This window comes from Sulfurospirillum diekertiae, assembly GCF_011769985.2.
GTDB lineage: Bacteria > Campylobacterota > Campylobacteria > Campylobacterales > Sulfurospirillaceae > Sulfurospirillum > Sulfurospirillum diekertiae.
Genome location: NZ_CP039734.2, coordinates 922,408 through 938,128, shown reverse-complemented (window position 1 = coordinate 938,128; position 15,721 = coordinate 922,408). Strand labels below are relative to the sequence as shown.

Sequence of the window (15,721 nt, the reverse complement as noted above, 5' to 3'; positions counted from 1 at the left end):
AGACTCGGAGCCTAATGAAACTAAAAATTGTTTTGATCGGAGCCTCCACGGGAGGCCCTGGTCACCTTAAAAAAATTCTCTCTGCAATCTCAACAACCTATACGGGTGCGATTGTGATTGCGCAGCATATGAATGCAACCTTTATTCCAAGCTTTATCAGTCAATTTCAAAATGAGCTGAGCCTGCCCGTGCATGCGATTGATCAAAGAATGCCACTCAAGCAATCCAATATCTATATTTGTCCTCAAAATTGTCATCTGATTCGGGGTGATTTCGCACCCAGTATTGAACCTGTCAAAGAGGGAGAAACCCCTTATAATCCAAGTATTGACACCCTTTTTTCCTCCAGTGTTGCACAAATCAAAGATACCGAAATCTTAGCTGTTTTGCTGACAGGCATTGGGCACGATGGCGCCAATGGGCTCAGTGAACTTCAGAAAAATGGTGCAACGTGTATTGCTGAGAGTGAAAAAAGTGCTATCGTTTTTGGTATGCCAAAGCGTGCGGTAGAAATCAACCCCAATATTGTTGCACTCGCACTTGATGACATTATACAAACCATCAAAAAATTTGGAGAGTCCTAATGTGGTTTTGGAATAGAAAAAAAGAACCTGAAATCGTACAGAAAAATGAAGTTGCAGTGCATCAAGAGTTCAATACTTTTGGGCTTCAAGACCTTTTACACTACATTAAACGTGAGATTGGTGTGGATCTGTTTGCGAAGAACAGTGTTATCGAAACCAAGCTTCGCCTCTTTTGTGAACGTAAAGAGATCTATAGTTTTCGCAAACTCTTTGAAACCCTACAACACGACAAAGCGCTCAGACAAGATTTGATTGATCTTGTTACGGTTAATGAAACCTATTTTTACCGTGAAGAGGCGCAACTGGATATGGCTGTTACCTTTGCACTTGCCATTCCCAATGTCAAAATTCTCTGTGCTCCTTGCGCTTCAGGTGAAGAGGTTTACTCCCTTTCCATGATGTTGCAAGAACGTAGACGGGAACCTAGAGAATTCAGTATTATGGGTATTGACATCAACTCGGAAGCGATTGACAAAGCCCAAAAAGGACTCTTTTCAGAACGCTCTTTGCACAAATTGGAGACTCGGCTTAAAGAGAAGTTTTTTACCCCAGAAGAGCGTTATTATCGTGTTAAACGGGAATATTTCACCTCTGTTTCATTTACGAAAGTCAATATTTTTGAGCATGAATTTCTCGCATTAGGAAAGTATGACATTATCTTTTCCCGCAATATGCTCATCTACTTTGATGATGACTTTCGCCTTAAAACCATTGAGCGCTTTGCCACGCTTCTTAAGCCAGAAGGTAAGCTCTTTTTAGGACATGCGGACATCATTCCTGAAAATAACTATTTTACCAAACATACGGACAATCGTCTCTCTTACTATGTAAAGAAGTCCTAAACTTCTTTACATGTAAAACGATTTACAATGTTTTTACAAGGGCACTAATCTCTTTAAACTGCGGATGATGGGCACTTTGCAATAACTCAAAAAGAAGGGACTCCGTAGTAGCAAGGCTTGCCCCTTCTTGTTCCATACGACGCAGTGCAATGTTGTGGTCATACTCTTTTCGTGAGCCCATAGCATCCGCACATACGATCACTTCAAACCCTGCATCTAAAAGATCACACACGCTTTGCAAAACACACACATGACTCTCAACGCCTGCCACGATCATACACTTTACATGTAAAGCTTCCAATGCCTCTGTAACTTCACTGTTTTGATAACAACTAAACGTACACTTTTCATAAATCGTCATTTTACCCAGAAGGGAGTGCACCGAAGAGATGGTTTGACCAAGACCTTTCGTGTATTGTTGATTGCATAAAATGGGAATTTCTAAGGTTTTAAGCCCTTGTAGAAGGACAAGAAGATGCTTTTCAATCTGTTCGTGATTGTGAATATGGACAAAAAGACGTTCTTGAACATCCACCAGCAGCATAGCCGTCTGTTTTGAATCAAGGCGCATGAATCCTCCTTACTTTTAGGTATTATCATAACCTACTCACTCTTAATTAAGTCATGCTAGATTACAATAAATTTTTATTTTGATCAAAATGGGGGATTTATGGCAACATCCGTGCTGATATTACCAGGCTATCAAGGATCAGGTGAAACGCACTGGCAAACACATTGGGAAAAAAACCATCCCGATTTTAAACGCATCGAGCAAAACGATTGGGATCATCCTGTCTGTGATGAATGGGTCAAAAATGTCGAAATAGCCGTTAAAAATGCAGGTAAAGATGTTATCATTGTTTCCCACAGCATTGGGTGTTTAGTTGTTGCACACTGGGCGTCAATGGCACATCATTCACCTATAAAAGGAGCCTTGATCGTAGCGCCACCCGACCCAAAAGAACCAACTTTCCCAACCATTGCAGAAGGTTTTGAGCATACACCGCTTCAACCCTTCCCGTTTCCAAGTATTATTGTTGCAAGTAGCAATGACCCTTATGCAAGCTTGACATATTCGAAGCAAATGGCAGATGCGTGGGGAAGTTCCTTAGTCAATGTAGGTGAGAAAGGGCATATTAATACCGCCAGTAACCTCGGTCTTTGGAAAGAAGGTTTGACATTTTTAGAGCAATTACGTCGTGCCTAATAAGCCTCAAAAGAGGCTTATTGTATTAACAACCGCAACCTTGACCGCCGGCATTGACCATCTCAATTTTATCATCGCTATTAGGCACAAGGCATAAAAATTCATAATCTTCATCACCAATCACATGGTATGAATGAGGAACTCCTGCTGGCACAAAGATAATGTCATCTTTAACCGCGATAAAACTCTCATCGCCCAAACGAACACGCGCTTTACCTTTGAGAACATACTGCTCATGTTCAACCGTATTGGTGTGAAAAGGCATATGTCCATCTTTTTTAATAACAAATTTGCGCATCGCAAAGTTCGTTTCAACACTCGGTGCAATCAGCATTTGCATACTCGCACCCTCACCTGCTTGAAGCGGCGTACTTGGAATTTCATTTAAAGAGCGTTTCATCTAAAATCCTTTACATGTAAAATTATAGAGCTCTTGCCAAGCTCTTTTCACGCTTTTTGAGCAAAGCCCAAAAAGCTACGCTAAGCCGCTGTGGCACTGAAGCTTGCCTCGTTCGAGGCAGAAAAACTTCTTACCAACGTGTAATCCGTTTGTTATTTTAGCTCAAATTTGAGCTCTTCGAGTCGCGCAATGCGATCTTCTGTCGAAGGGTGCGTTGAAAAGAGTGATGCAAATGAAATATCTTTTCCGGAAAAAGGGTTGATGATAAACATATGCGCACTTTCAGGTGTGGCTTCATGTACCATCCCTTGTGCATTATAGTTTGAAAGTTTGGCGAGTGCGCTTTGCAACCACTCAGGATGCGCCGTTAAACGAGCTGAGCCTTCATCGGCCATATATTCACGGTTACGGCTAATCGCCATCTGAATGACCGCCGCGGCAAGCGGTAAAATGATGGCAAGGGCAATCATCACAATCGGATTGGGACGATTTTCGCGGTCTCCTCCAAACATCGCGCCAAATTGCATCATATTGGCGATCACGCCAATGGCTCCTGCAATCGTTGCCGCAATGGTTCCCACCAAAATATCATAATGCCTGACGTGGCTCATTTCATGCGCCAAAACGGCTTCCACTTCCTCATCGTCCAAAAGCTGTAAAAGCCCTTCGGTTACTGCCACTACGGCATGAGAGGGATTGCGCCCTGTCGCAAAGGCATTGGGAATGGAATCGGGAATGATATAAATTTGAGGTAATGGCAGAGCAGCTTTTTGACTTAATCGCTCAACGATGTTATAAAGCCCACGTGCTTCTTGGCGCGTAACAGGCACGGCATTGTAGTGACGAAGCACCAATGTATCGGAGTAAAAATAGCTCACAAAGTTCATGACACCCGCGAGTATCAATGCGATCATCATCCCTTGCATTCCGCCCATCATGCCACCAACCCACACAAACAACAGTGTCATCAAGGTCAATAATACAACGGTTTTTACCACTTCCATAGAGCTTCTCCTTTAAAAATTGATAACTCCATTTTACCTCACTTTGGTAAATAGTTTTTACATGTAAACTATTAGATTATGCAAGAAGTCTATTGTGCTATAATGCCGCCATCAACTTTAAGGACGCACATCACGTGAGACTGCCTCTGGGCTTTGGCAAAAAGGGCTACTTTAAGCTCGCTTCGATTCAAGCTTCAACCATTGAATACAAAACCAAACGCCAACACGCACGCTTGCTACATACCACACACCTCTTTGCCGATACGTGTGACCAAGAAGCCGTTGAGGACGATCCGCCACCTCTTAGCCCTGCCCTGCTTGGATTTGTCTCATCGTATCGACCAAGGCTTTGCAAATGTAGTCGACTGTTTGCAAAGCGCGCCCACTCTGCCATCAAACGTGCCAAAAAAAGACGTCAATGCAACTGCCACTCTCGCTTCTTTAGCTTCCGCCGAACCGGTATCCACCCACCACAATTTCCTTTATATCAACCACTAAATACCGAGCTTTGCCACGCATATAAGCTGGCTTAATTTTCTCAAAAAAGCACTCCTTTTTTGATGTGTAAAAGATATTAAGGACTTAAAACTATGTCACAAACCTACGTTACAGGCTTCCCACGCATTGGGGAAAAACGTGAGCTCAAATTTGCTTTAGAAGCCTATTGGGCGGGTAAAACTGATTTTGAAGCGGTCAAATCCGTTGCTAAAACGCTCAAAAATCGCCATTGGAACTACCAAAAAGAGCATCACATCGACTTTATTTCATGCAATGATTTTAGTCTCTACGACATTATGCTCGACACGACCGTTATGCTGGGAGCCATTCCTCCGCGCTTTGAAAATATCGACGACAAAATAGATTGCTATTTCGCCATGGCACGGGGTGATGATGACCATGCCGCAATGGAGATGACCAAATGGTTTAACACCAACTACCACTACATTGTCCCAGAACTACATGCGAATATGAACTTTTCCCACGTGAACATTTCTAAAATCGCAGAAGAGTTTATAGAAGCCAAAGCGCAAGGAGTTCATCCAAAAATAAATCTTGTAGGACCACTTACCTTTCTTTTCCTTTCCAACGCTGTCGATGGAAGTGATCTTTACAGCCTTTTTGATGCTGTGGTGACAGCCTATGTTAAAGTGCTTTATGCCATTTCAAGTTTAGGTGAAAACATCGTTGTGCAGTTTGATGAACCACTTTTTGCCAAAACGTTAGAGCCAAAATTCCTCAGCCTTTTAAAAATAGCGTATGAGCGTTTAGGTGTGGTGAGTCCCAATCTTAAAATCGCGGTTGTCACCTATTTTGATCGTGCTAATGAAGCGGTGGAAATCTTAGGAAATTGCCCTATTTGGGCGATAGGACTTGATTTTGTGTACGGCGAAGAGAACCTTGACGCCCTTTTACATGTAAACAATAAAATACTGATTGCTGGCATGATTGATGGGCGCAATGTTTGGAAAAGCAATGCTTTCAAAACGTATGAATTGTTAGAGAAAATCAGCGAAAAAATCGATGACAACCATATCATCCTTTCCACCTCATGCTCGCTTTTACATGTACCTTTTTCAACCAAGTTTGAAGAAAAATTAGCTCCTGAAGTCAAAAGTCGTCTCAGCTTTGCCCTTGAAAAACTAGTAGAGTTAGAGCAGCTCAATACACTTTGGGAGAAGAAAGAAAAACCAACAATAAGTGCATGCACCCAAAAAGTACCACCACTTCAAACTAGTGGCATTGCCTACACCAGGTCACCTTACGCTACCCGTTTTGCCTTACAACAAAAAGCGCTGAATTTGCCGCTTTTTCCTACTACGACCATCGGCTCATTTCCTCAAACTAAAGAGACCAGAGCGGTGCGTAATGCATACAAAAAAGGCGAGATTTCACGCGAACAGTACGAAAGCTCCTTAAAAGAGTCCATCAAAGCATGCGTTGAGTTTCAAGAAGAACTTGGACTGGATGTTTTAGTACATGGTGAGTTTGAACGCAATGACATGGTCGAGTATTTTGGCGAACTCTTAGAGGGGTTTGCCTTTAGTGAAAATGGTTGGGTTCAAAGTTACGGGAGCCGTTGTGTCAAGCCACCGCTTTTATACGGAAGCGTTCGTCGCAAACAGCCCCTTAGTGTTGACTGGACAGTGTATGCCCAAAGCTTGACTGAGAAACCAATGAAAGGCATGCTTACAGGCCCTGTGACCATCCTCAACTGGTCATTTGTACGCAATGACATCCCGAAAAGTGAAGTAGCTTTTGAAGTCGCCAATGCGATCTCTGAAGAGGTCGATGAACTGCAACGTCACGACATCCAAATCATCCAAGTCGATGAAGCGGCATTTAAAGAGGGTTATCCTTTACGTGAGGAAAAGATCAAAGCGTATGAAAAATGGGCGGTTGAGAGTTTCAAAGCTTCGATAGGGATTGCATGGGATCAAACACAGATTCATACGCACATGTGTTACAGCAACTTCAATGACATCATCGACACGATAGAACGTATGGACGCCGATGTCATCACCATCGAGACGTCACGCAGTGGCAATAAACTGCTCAAAGTCTTTCAAAAAGCAAACTACAGAGCCCAAATTGGACCGGGCGTGTATGACATCCATTCGCCACGTGTACCGAGTGTGGAAGAAATGAGCGAGCAGATCAAAGCATGCTTGCAAGTTTTGCCTAAAGAGCAACTCTGGATCAACCCTGATTGCGGTTTAAAAACCAGAGGTTGGAGTGAAACTAAAGCCGCTTTAACCAACATGATAAAAGCCGTGCAGTTAGCACGCTAAAAATAACCACGAGGGGAATTTTCCTCTCGTGGTTACCCTGTGTCTCTCTACTTGCTACTTTTCAAACCAATGCTTTGTGTTGTTCGCAATGCGCACGAGCGCCAACATGACAGGAACTTCCACAAGTACGCCTACGACTGTTGCCAGCGTTGCACCTGATTGCAAACCAAAAAGTGTGATCGCTACAGCTACGGAAAGTTCAAAAAAGTTACTCGCCCCAATCATTCCAGCAGGTGCAGCAATGTTATGAGGAAGCTTCCAGACGCGTGCCCAACCATAGGAAATGTAAAAAATAAAAAAGGTTTGAAGGGTGAGGGGAATAGCAATAAGAATTACATGTAAAGGATTGTTGAGAATAATGTCGCCTTGAAACGTAAAAATAATGATGAGTGTGAGCAAAAGCCCAAGAATGGTGGTGTTGTTAAATTTTTTAATAAACACATTTTCAAAGTAACCAAGACCTTTGTGCTTGATGATATAACGACGTGAAAGATAACCGCTTAACAAGGGGATGACTACAAATAAAACAACCGATAAAAACAACGTGTCATACGGCACAAAGACATTACTAACGCCTAGTAAAAAAGCCACAATAGGCGTAAACGCAATCAGCAAAATCAGGTCATTTACCGCCACTTGAATCAACGTGTACGCAGGATCGCCTTTGGTCAGATGGCTCCATACAAACACCATCGCCGTACAAGGTGCCGCTCCGAGTAAAATAGCACCCGCCAAGTATTCATTGGCAAGATTTTCAGGTAAAAAGTTTACAAAGAGCACTTTAAAAAAGAAAGCTGCGATAAGATACATCGTAAAAGGTTTAATCAACCAATTTACCGTGCATGTAATACACAAGCCTTTAGGTTTTTTACCCGCGTCCAAAATACTCGCAAAGTCAATTTTGAGCATCATTGGGTAGATCATCAGCCAAATGAGAATGGCAATAGGAATGGAGACATGTGCATATTCAAAACGACTGAGCGTCTGAGGAATGATAGGAAAAAACTGACCGATGGCCACACCCGCAATAATACACAAAGCCACCCATACCGTAAGGTAACGCTCAAAAAAGCCCATACCTGAAGCGGGTTTTGTCGATTTATTTTGCATGGAAACATCCTTTATATATCAATATATATTGATTTAAGTTGCTTGTAATTGACCCAAAAATAGGTTAATGTAACCCTATAAAATCAGTATACTTATTGCAAAATTACTTTATTTCAAATATCTCATTACTCTATTTTACATCAAGATCGCAACATGAAAATAGCATAACCAAAATTTATTTACTTCGTTCTCATGTGAAAGAAATGAGTGCGTAGATAAAGCATTTTTGCAAGGATTTCATAGAGAGCAACTCAGGATTGGAGAGCCAAACTTTTAACTTTTGTGAATAGGTGAGACTCATAAATAGCTTTACATGTAAAGACTCAGAACATATAAAACAGGCAAATGATGAAGAAAGCAAAGTATTATGTACTAAAAAGTTAAAAGTTTAACACTGGCCTTTTATTATTTAAAATATAAATTAGGATTTTATTCCTAATTTTCTATTGAGTCTCGCAACTGGGTCAAAAGGAATTAAATCATTTAGATTTGAAAGGTTAGATTGATTCTGAAGTGTCAAGATTTTTGTTAAACGAACATCCTTTTCAATACTGCTCAATTTCTGTAAAAAAGCTTCACTATTATCAACACGGCTGTAATTGATACCAAAACTTTGAAGATAGGAAGGGCTTTTTTCTAATGTCGCTTGTAAGCACTCAGTAAGATCTATTTTAAATTTTTCTATTCCACCATGATGTTGTGTTTTAGGGTATTCAAGGTATTTTAAAGGTGCTATATCAAAACTAATTTTTGTTTCATCGTCCTTTGTAACAATAACAGGTTTATCAAAGGCAATACGCAGACCAAGTTCAAACATAACATTAGGATTTTTACCACTTACATCACAGATGACAATATCATTTTCAAATAAATTTTTAATGATATTGGTATGAATCACACCTGATGATTTCTCTTCGCTGACAAGCTTTGCATTACTAAGACCACATTTTTGTGCAACATCAATATAAATTGCTTGAATTTCTTCCCAGTGTTTTGCTAGGTATCCATCCATTGCCGAAATAGGCATAATAATTCCACAACTTAATGATGTACTTTCCATTCAAAATTCCTTTTGAATCATTTGCAGTGTATTTTTAAGCGGTTTAATGTGATTTTGACACACCTCAAAAACGATCTCAGCGTTGAGATCAAAATAGTGATGGCTGATGATGTCGCGCATGCCAGCTACTTCGCTCCAAACGATTTGTGGGTAGCGGAGAAGTAACGTTTTGTGTGTGATCTTATCGAGGTTTTTGACACTTTCGCCTAAAGCAATGAGTTGCATACAAATGGCATCAAGCTTTTCGATGCCTTCTTCGGTGTCTAAAAAATCATTAATCGTTTGGATAGTGGAAAAACGTTTTTCAACTCTTTCGCACGAGAGAATCATCTGTTCGAGAATGCTTTGCACAAGTTCTTGCTCAGACACGTACGCCCTCTTCAAGAATAACTTTTTTTAGTAGAGGATTCATGCGCTCTCGCAGTTGCACGATATCCACGTTTCTGTGAAGTTTTTCTTGCGCTTCTTGCATGATGATGCGTACAAGTAAAAATGCATCTGCTTTTTCGAGTTTGACAGCGATGTCAACGTCGCTGTTCTCATTATCTTGGTGCTTAGCAAAAGAGCCGAAAAGGTAAAGTTCTGGGATGTTGTATTTGGTTTTGAGTTGTGCCAAGGTGCTTAATACTTCTAAATAACCCATCGTTTATCCTTTCGTGAATTTGAAAAATTATAACATAACCTTTACATGTAAAGCAAAAAAGCCACCTAAATCTTCCCAATATTTTGCAGTTTAATATACATCATCGCCGTCATTACCGCATCGTTCAGTGCGTCATGCTTTCCAAAAATAGGCAATCCAAGATCGTTCATCATCACATCAAAGCGCAGGTCGATGACGCCATCGGGGATGAATTTGATCTTTTTATCGTGGTAGAGTCCTGAGACTTCGATTTGCGGATTTGGAAGGTTGATGCCAAGCCACGGTTTAACATAAGTGTTCATCATCTTGATGTCAAACTCAAGGTAATAGCCGACCAGTGGGCGTGAACCAATGAAGTGCAAAAACTGCACGATTGCCTCGTGTGGAGCGATGCCATGTTCTAAATCGACATTGCGAATTTGGTGAATCTTAATACTTTTTTCATTGATCTCACGACTGGGTTTGATGAAGAGCTCAAACTTTTCGGACATCAAGATTTTATTGCCCTTGATTTTCACCGCGCCAATAGAGAGAATCTCATCTTTTTTAGGACTAAGCCCTGTCGTTTCGGTGTCAAACACTACCACCTCATCAACGGGCGCTTCATCAAATAAAAAACGATACTGCTCATCCTTGAGTTTTTTGGCATTTCGTTTGGCAAAGAAAGAGGCAAACATATTAGCTCACCATAGAAAGTTTAAAATGGTACGTCAAAAACTTCTTAAATTTATTGACGATTTTGAAGCTGTCTTTGAGCAGTTCTAGCTCTAATTGGTTGAGATTTTCGATGTTCACGAAGTTATCTAGCCCTTTTTCTTCACCCAAACTCAAACGCTCTTTCAGGCGCAAGTTCAAAAGAGTATCAAACGCTTCGATGAGTGCGCCTGCAAAATCATTGTCTATGACGTCTAACTTTGCAAGTTTCTTTATGCGCGTAAGCGTGTCGGTCACTTCGATTTTATGCTCTAATGCAAGGGCACGCACACCTTGAACGATGGGGAAAATTCCTCCTTTTTTGACATCAATTTTATGATTTTGAGCAATCAGATTGGTAAACATACCAATGGGCGTTTCAAATGCCGTTGCCGCTTTCGCAAAATTGGCTAAAAAAGGACTCTGCTCTTCGACATGTTCAAAGATTTCATTTTTGAGTTTATGCAACATCGACACTTCACCCGCCACAGGAATTGCATCGAAAAAAATCGCGAGATTCATGACATCTTCCATGCTTGGGGCATCAAACCAACGCATGATCTCCTTTTGGTAAGCACTCCAGTGTTTGCACCAATACGGATTGGAAACCATGATGTTACCCTCACAGCGCGGAAATCCAAAATCGATAAGTGTTTCAGTAAAACGCCGCATGTAGGGAATATAAAGGCTTTCATTGACATTATCGTCAATAATCAACGCATTGTCTTGGTCAGTTTTAAGGAGCTGCTCTTTGCGCCCTTCACTCCCCATCACAACCAAACACGCTTTTTGGGCAAGCTCAGGTGGGACGATCATGCCATAGAGCTTTTCATAAATCTTCTCGTTGATCTCAGAGATCAGCTTGGCGATATAATCAACCTTGGTTCCTTTTACATGTAACTTTTTCACGATGCTAATCAGATCAAAACTGGCTTGTTTAAGCTCTTCAATCGTGGTCGCTTTACGGATTTGAACGGCGACCAAATAGGTGTGGTTGGCAAAATAGCTGAGCAGATCCAGTTGCTCCAATATGCCGATAATTTCGCCATCGCGTGTGACAATAAGGCGCTTAATGGAATGTTTTGTAAAAGAAAGAAGTGCGTTAAAAAGGTAGTCATCCGCTTCGATAGTAATAATGGGATGTAGAGCAATGGGACCAATAGCGGCATGTTTATCGTACTCCTCAAAAAGTACATGACGACGAACAATGCTGTCGGTCACGATGCCATACTCATACTCCTCGCCATTTCGAACGATGATACAACTACTCTTTGTCGCCTCCATCTGAGCAAGGGCATCGATAATGGAGCACTCTTTTTCTACGATAGTCGGCTCATGCAAGTAGCTGTCTTGCACGCGCGCCATCATAAATCCTGAGAGTTCTGTCGTGTACTCTTTGGCTTTAGCGGATTGGATTTTGTTAGCAAGGTCTTGGATGAAGTAGGCTTTAAATGCTGCGTTGGAGTCAAGTAAAGCGAGAAAATCGACTTTTTTCAGCTCATAGCAAATGAGCTCTTCCAAAACTTTAAAACTGCTCTCACTTTTGGAATAAATCAGTGCATCGGCATCAAATGAGTTGGATTTGCTGTACACCTTCAGCAGTTCCTCTTCATGAAACTCCCCTACTTCGCCTTTAATGATAATGTATAAAAATTCAGCGGGTTTTGAAGGTGAAAGCAACAAGGTTTCTTTTTTATAGTAAGCGATATTCATCGCACTGATGGCTTTAGCAATCTCGGTTTTGGAAAGCAGTTGAAACGGATGAATAGAGCGCAAAAACGCCTCAAGATCGTACATACTCATGCCAAGCCCCTTTATGAGAGTAACTTTGATTGTAACGTGGAGCGAGCCAAAATATGCTTACATGGTAAGATTAATGAAGCAGATAAACAAAGAATGTGGCATAATTGCACAAAAAAAAATAAGGAAAAACGTTTGCATCCTACCATTGAAACTTTTTTAGCCAAGCTTACGGCACTGCACCAACTAGAACCTCGAAATCTTCCCAATGACGTTTTACATGTCATGGTTTCCATGAGTCCTGAAGAGCTTTTTAAAACCTGCACGCAAATGGCAGTTCTACTCAACAATATCCCTTCTCAAACAGAACCGATTACCCTCAGTGAAGAGGAGATCGCAACCTTGGCGGAGGAGTATTTAAAAGGAATTTTAAAACGCTTTCGCTGATGGGTGGTAGTTTTCACTCAGCATTCGAGCGATGCTTTTAGCCATCAATTCGTAGCCATCGGCATTTGGGTGAACCTTGTCAGACTTAAGCGTGGTTTCGTTGTCAAAGATTTTTTTAAGACTGCTATCTTCAATCTCAATGTTATTCTCTTTCGCCACCTCATAGTAAAACGGTGGCACATCAAAATTTAAAATACCAAACGTTGGCACACCGACCAAGAGGACATAAATGCCCTGTTCTTTGGCTAACTTGACCATTTCATTGAGATTATGTTTCGTTTGAGCCACATCAATTTTACGTAAAATATCATTGCCACCATGGCATAAAACTAAAATGTCTGGTTTGTGGCGTTCAAGAACACCTGCTAAACGAGCCAAACCTTGTTCACTGAGTTCTCCATTGACCCCTTCGTTGATGACCGTTACATGTAAAAGATCGACTAAGTCAGAAGGGTAGCTTTTTTCGCTTGGTGCTCCATAGCCAAAGGTTAGACTGTCGCCAAAAGCAAGCACTTTGGTATCCAGTGGCAAAGCGAGACTTTGCACATCAACTTCTTGTCTACTTTTATAGTAGTTGATGCCGATGATGATCAGAATGATAAGAATGATGTTGCGTAAGCTGAATAGTTCCATAAACTCATTGTACTCAAAATATCGCTGTTTTTAGCAAAGAGGCGGTACAATGGCACACATTTTTTAAGAGAGAGATTACATAATGAAGCAAGAACGCATTGATTTAATTGGGATCGTATTTTTACTCATCGCCATGCTGACATGGGCAAGCTCTTTTATCGCCCTCAAAGCCGTTCTTGGTGTTTTGGGACCCATGAGTGCGATGTTTGGTCGTATGTCCATTGCGAGTCTCTGCTTCGTCTACTTTATCAAACAGTTTTCTACGTTTGAATTTACGAAAAAAGATATCAAGTACATTTTACTTCTGACCTTTTTTGAACCCTGCCTTTACTTCATTTTTGAAGCCAAAGCGTTACAACTCACTACCGCTTCGCAAGCAGGTATGATCACCTCGATGATGCCTCTGATGACAGCGATTGCAGCAAGTTTTGTGCTCAAAGAGTACCTCAGTAAACGTGTGGTGATAGGCTCTGCTTTAGCCGTTGCAGGAGCTGTTTGGCTGAGCCTTGGAGCCCAAAGCAGTGAACACGCGACCAATCCGCTTTTAGGAAACTTCTTAGAATTTTGTGCGATGATCTGTGGAACATGGTACGCCATCTCAGTACGTTACCTTAGCCAACGCTTCTCTGCCCTCTTCTTAACCGCAATTCAAGCCTTTGTGGGAACACTTTTTTTCTTCCCTTTGGCGCTGTGGGAATCATGGGGTGTGCCACTCAATCTCTCTTGGGAAGCGTTGGGCTGGTTGTGTTACCTTGGCATCGTAGTAACCCTTGGAGGGTATGGCATGTTTAACCTAGCTCTCAGTCGCATTGAAGCTTCACGCGCCTCAGTCTTTGTCAATCTTATCCCCGTATTTACCGTTCTTCTTGCCTACTTCTTCTTGGGCGAAGTCTTAAGTCAAACAGAGATGATGGCAAGCTTTGTTATTTTTGGGGGTATTATTATCTCTCAGCTCCCACGCTTTCGGGCAAAAGAGAAACTCAATTAGGCTTTACATGTAAAAGCCTAATTCACTATTTTACGAACCTAAGAGACTTTGCAAAACAATTTCAATCAGTAAAACCCCTGCAATAAGCGCTAAAATAACCGCTAAAAGTTGAGATTTTTTCATCGTGATGAGAGCGCTAATTTAATCGCTAAGCCTGCGAAGATCGTACCTGCGATACGGTTTAAAATTTTCTCGCCATTTTTGGTTTTACTGAACCAATCACCCACACGACCAGCCAAAAGCGACACCAACGTAAAAACAACAAAGGCGCAAAGCATAAAAAGCGCACCAAGTGTGAAGATTTGCCCTGTTACATTGCCGAGTTCAGCGTTCGTAAACTGTGGCAAAAATGCTAAGAAAAAGATAGAAACTTTAGGGTTGGTGATGTTCATAAAGATGCCGCGTTTATAAAGCGCTTTAAGACTGAGTGAACTTTTATCGGACTCCAGTTTACTCTTGCTGGCATCTTTAAACGCCATAAATGCTAGGTATAACAGATACGTAGCTCCTACAAATTTGAGAAGGCTAAAAGCAATAATGGACGTTTGAAAGATAACAGCAACACCCAGTGCTACGGCTGTTGTGTGAAACACAAGCCCACTGCAAAGTCCCAGTGCAATTACGATGCCAGAGCGACTTCCTTTGGTCATTGATTGCGTTAAGACAAAAAGTATATCCGGTCCTGGAGCAAGCGCTAAAAGCGTTGAAGCACCTACAAACATGACAATCGTTTGAAAATCGAGCATCACTCTCTCCTTTTACATGTAAAAATAAAAGTGTATGATACCGCCAAATGCCTTAGACGATACTCCCGAAAATTTATTGACTATTTCGGAGTATAATAAACCATAAATGATAAAGGAGGACATATGGACAATACACATTCCTACTCTTTGATTGAAGAGATTTGGCACAGTACCATACACGGCATTGGATTGCTACTCAGTGTCAGTGCTTTAAGCATTATGTGTGTGTTTGCCGCTCAAAGTGGCGATGGCGCAAAAATTGCAAGTGCGCTTGTTTTTGGACTCTCCTTAATAGTCATGTACGGTGCTTCAACGCTCTACCACGCTATTTGCAGTCCTAAGACAAAATCTATTTTACAACAAATCGATCATTGTGCCATTTACATTCTTATTGCAGGAACTTACACACCGATCTGTTTACTCGGCATTAAAGGTGAGACGGGTTGGATACTTTTTGGTATTGCCTGGGGTATTGCCGCACTGGGTGTCAGCCTTAATATTTTTTTCCCTCAGCGTTTTCGTCGTCCCTCTTTGGTTCTCTATGTTCTCATGGGGTGGATGGTTGTGGGTGCGGTTAAGACACTCGTTGCCAATCTTGATACACTCACCCTTTCCCTCCTAGCAGCAGGTGGTCTTACATACACGGTAGGTGTTATTTTTTACGTGTGGCGAAAACTTTACCTCAACCACGCAATTTGGCATTTTTTTGTTTTAGGAGGAAGTGTGCTTCATTTCTTCGCAGTTTTATTTCTTATCTTGGATTAATTGCAATTCTTTATCGACTCTTTATCATTTATTCTCTATAAAATAACGAGGGACTTATCTTAACAATAAA

At 41.4% G+C, this 15,721-nt stretch carries 19 protein-coding genes; 8 read left to right on the top strand and 11 right to left on the bottom strand.

What is annotated here, in order from left to right:
• Positions 1 to 14 precede the first annotated feature (14 nt).
• Positions 15 to 584: a CheB methylesterase domain-containing protein gene (locus FA584_RS04725; RefSeq protein ID WP_096046338.1), complete on the top strand. Its 570-nt coding sequence runs from the start codon at positions 15 to 17 to the stop codon at positions 582 to 584.
• Entirely contained in the window at positions 584 to 1,426 is an 843-nt protein-coding gene (locus FA584_RS04720; protein WP_096046337.1) for a CheR family methyltransferase, read from the top strand. The genes FA584_RS04725 and FA584_RS04720 overlap by 1 nt, the downstream gene beginning before the upstream one ends.
• 22 nt (positions 1,427 to 1,448) lie before the next feature.
• Here FA584_RS04720 and FA584_RS04715 read toward each other — a convergent pair whose 3' ends face one another.
• On the bottom strand, positions 1,449 to 1,997 hold the full coding sequence (locus tag FA584_RS04715) for an isochorismatase family protein (protein WP_096046336.1): 549 nt from the start codon (positions 1,995 to 1,997) through the stop codon (positions 1,449 to 1,451).
• 99 nt (positions 1,998 to 2,096) lie between these two features.
• On the opposite strand from FA584_RS04715, the gene FA584_RS04710 reads away from it, so the two are divergent.
• A complete protein-coding gene (locus tag FA584_RS04710) occupies positions 2,097 to 2,633 on the top strand; it encodes an RBBP9/YdeN family alpha/beta hydrolase (RefSeq protein WP_096046335.1) in 537 nt (178 codons plus the stop codon).
• Between the two features lie 25 nt (positions 2,634 to 2,658).
• Here the strand turns inward: FA584_RS04710 and FA584_RS04705 are convergent, their stop codons facing one another.
• On the bottom strand, positions 2,659 to 3,033 hold the full coding sequence (locus FA584_RS04705; protein WP_096046334.1) for a cupin domain-containing protein: 375 nt from the start codon (positions 3,031 to 3,033) through the stop codon (positions 2,659 to 2,661).
• Between the two features lie 152 nt (positions 3,034 to 3,185).
• A complete protein-coding gene (htpX, locus tag FA584_RS04700) occupies positions 3,186 to 4,037 on the bottom strand; it encodes a zinc metalloprotease HtpX (RefSeq protein WP_096046333.1) in 852 nt (283 codons plus the stop codon).
• 134 nt (positions 4,038 to 4,171) lie between these two features.
• Between htpX and FA584_RS04695 the strand changes: the two genes are divergently transcribed.
• Entirely contained in the window at positions 4,172 to 4,570 is a 399-nt protein-coding gene (locus FA584_RS04695) for a hypothetical protein (protein ID WP_096046332.1), read from the top strand.
• A gap of 57 nt (positions 4,571 to 4,627) precedes the next feature.
• A complete protein-coding gene (gene metE, locus FA584_RS04690; protein WP_167750373.1) occupies positions 4,628 to 6,826 on the top strand; it encodes a 5-methyltetrahydropteroyltriglutamate--homocysteine S-methyltransferase in 2,199 nt (732 codons plus the stop codon).
• A gap of 54 nt (positions 6,827 to 6,880) precedes the next feature.
• Here the strand turns inward: metE and arsB are convergent, their stop codons facing one another.
• The 6 genes from arsB to FA584_RS04660 all read right to left on the bottom strand — a co-directional run bounded on the left by arsB (position 6,881) and on the right by FA584_RS04660 (position 12,135).
• Entirely contained in the window at positions 6,881 to 7,936 is a 1,056-nt protein-coding gene (gene arsB / locus FA584_RS04685) for an ACR3 family arsenite efflux transporter (RefSeq protein WP_096046330.1), read from the bottom strand.
• 421 nt (positions 7,937 to 8,357) lie between these two features.
• Positions 8,358 to 8,996: a hypothetical protein gene (locus FA584_RS04680; protein ID WP_096046329.1), complete on the bottom strand. Its 639-nt coding sequence runs from the start codon at positions 8,994 to 8,996 to the stop codon at positions 8,358 to 8,360.
• Complete coding sequence (locus FA584_RS04675) at positions 8,997 to 9,365, bottom strand: HepT-like ribonuclease domain-containing protein (RefSeq protein ID WP_096046328.1); 369 nt, start codon at positions 9,363 to 9,365, stop codon at positions 8,997 to 8,999. It lies immediately after the preceding gene.
• Entirely contained in the window at positions 9,358 to 9,639 is a 282-nt protein-coding gene (locus FA584_RS04670) for a nucleotidyltransferase family protein (RefSeq protein WP_167750372.1), read from the bottom strand. Before FA584_RS04670 ends, FA584_RS04675 begins: the two co-directional genes overlap by 8 nt.
• 65 nt (positions 9,640 to 9,704) lie before the next feature.
• Positions 9,705 to 10,316: a 3'-5' exonuclease gene (locus tag FA584_RS04665; RefSeq protein WP_096046326.1), complete on the bottom strand. Its 612-nt coding sequence runs from the start codon at positions 10,314 to 10,316 to the stop codon at positions 9,705 to 9,707.
• Position 10,317: 1 nt separating this feature from the next.
• Positions 10,318 to 12,135 carry a putative nucleotidyltransferase substrate binding domain-containing protein gene (locus FA584_RS04660; RefSeq protein WP_096046325.1) on the bottom strand — a complete coding sequence of 606 codons (1,818 nt, stop codon included), beginning with the start codon at positions 12,133 to 12,135 and terminating at the stop codon, positions 10,318 to 10,320.
• A 132-nt stretch (positions 12,136 to 12,267) separates the two neighbouring features.
• On the opposite strand from FA584_RS04660, the gene FA584_RS04655 reads away from it, so the two are divergent.
• The gene (locus tag FA584_RS04655; protein WP_096047802.1) at positions 12,268 to 12,519 is read left to right on the top strand and encodes a hypothetical protein; all 252 of its coding nucleotides are present in this window, start codon (positions 12,268 to 12,270) and stop codon (positions 12,517 to 12,519) included.
• Here the strand turns inward: FA584_RS04655 and FA584_RS04650 are convergent.
• Positions 12,502 to 13,152, bottom strand: coding sequence for an arylesterase (locus tag FA584_RS04650; RefSeq protein WP_096046324.1), 651 nt, complete (start codon positions 13,150 to 13,152; stop codon positions 12,502 to 12,504). The two genes, FA584_RS04655 and FA584_RS04650, sit on opposite strands and share 18 nt — an antisense overlap.
• An 82-nt stretch (positions 13,153 to 13,234) precedes the next feature.
• Here FA584_RS04650 and FA584_RS04645 point away from each other — a divergent pair, with 82 nt between their 5' ends.
• Positions 13,235 to 14,140: a DMT family transporter gene (locus FA584_RS04645; protein ID WP_096046323.1), complete on the top strand. Its 906-nt coding sequence runs from the start codon at positions 13,235 to 13,237 to the stop codon at positions 14,138 to 14,140.
• Between the two features lie 119 nt (positions 14,141 to 14,259).
• Here FA584_RS04645 and FA584_RS04640 read toward each other — a convergent pair whose 3' ends face one another.
• Entirely contained in the window at positions 14,260 to 14,886 is a 627-nt protein-coding gene (locus FA584_RS04640) for a LysE family translocator (RefSeq protein WP_096046322.1), read from the bottom strand.
• 123 nt (positions 14,887 to 15,009) lie between these two features.
• Here FA584_RS04640 and trhA point away from each other — a divergent pair, with 123 nt between their 5' ends.
• Positions 15,010 to 15,651, top strand: a complete 642-nt coding sequence (gene trhA, locus FA584_RS04635) for a PAQR family membrane homeostasis protein TrhA (protein WP_096046321.1) — start codon at positions 15,010 to 15,012, stop codon at positions 15,649 to 15,651.
• The last annotated feature ends 70 nt before the right edge of the window (positions 15,652 to 15,721 follow it).

Bases quoted from the DNA above. Each gene is read 5' to 3' on its own strand.
- FA584_RS04680 (WP_096046329.1), bottom strand. From the start codon at position 8,996: ATGGAAAGTACATCATTAAGTTGTGGAATTATTATGCCTATTTCGGCA.
- trhA (WP_096046321.1), top strand. From the start codon at position 15,010: ATGGACAATACACATTCCTACTCTTTGATTGAAGAGATTTGGCACAGT.
- FA584_RS04640 (WP_096046322.1), bottom strand. From the start codon at position 14,886: ATGCTCGATTTTCAAACGATTGTCATGTTTGTAGGTGCTTCAACGCTT.
- FA584_RS04725 (WP_096046338.1), top strand. From the start codon at position 15: ATGAAACTAAAAATTGTTTTGATCGGAGCCTCCACGGGAGGCCCTGGT.
- arsB (WP_096046330.1), bottom strand. From the start codon at position 7,936: ATGCAAAATAAATCGACAAAACCCGCTTCAGGTATGGGCTTTTTTGAG.
- FA584_RS04645 (WP_096046323.1), top strand. From the start codon at position 13,235: ATGAAGCAAGAACGCATTGATTTAATTGGGATCGTATTTTTACTCATC.
- FA584_RS04665 (WP_096046326.1), bottom strand. From the start codon at position 10,316: ATGTTTGCCTCTTTCTTTGCCAAACGAAATGCCAAAAAACTCAAGGAT.
- FA584_RS04710 (WP_096046335.1), top strand. From the start codon at position 2,097: ATGGCAACATCCGTGCTGATATTACCAGGCTATCAAGGATCAGGTGAA.
- FA584_RS04705 (WP_096046334.1), bottom strand. From the start codon at position 3,033: ATGAAACGCTCTTTAAATGAAATTCCAAGTACGCCGCTTCAAGCAGGT.
- FA584_RS04715 (WP_096046336.1), bottom strand. From the start codon at position 1,997: ATGCGCCTTGATTCAAAACAGACGGCTATGCTGCTGGTGGATGTTCAA.
- FA584_RS04650 (WP_096046324.1), bottom strand. From the start codon at position 13,152: ATGGAACTATTCAGCTTACGCAACATCATTCTTATCATTCTGATCATC.
- metE (WP_167750373.1), top strand. From the start codon at position 4,628: ATGTCACAAACCTACGTTACAGGCTTCCCACGCATTGGGGAAAAACGT.
- FA584_RS04660 (WP_096046325.1), bottom strand. From the start codon at position 12,135: ATGAGTATGTACGATCTTGAGGCGTTTTTGCGCTCTATTCATCCGTTT.
- htpX (WP_096046333.1), bottom strand. From the start codon at position 4,037: ATGGAAGTGGTAAAAACCGTTGTATTATTGACCTTGATGACACTGTTG.
- FA584_RS04720 (WP_096046337.1), top strand. From the start codon at position 584: ATGTGGTTTTGGAATAGAAAAAAAGAACCTGAAATCGTACAGAAAAAT.
- FA584_RS04670 (WP_167750372.1), bottom strand. From the start codon at position 9,639: ATGGGTTATTTAGAAGTATTAAGCACCTTGGCACAACTCAAAACCAAA.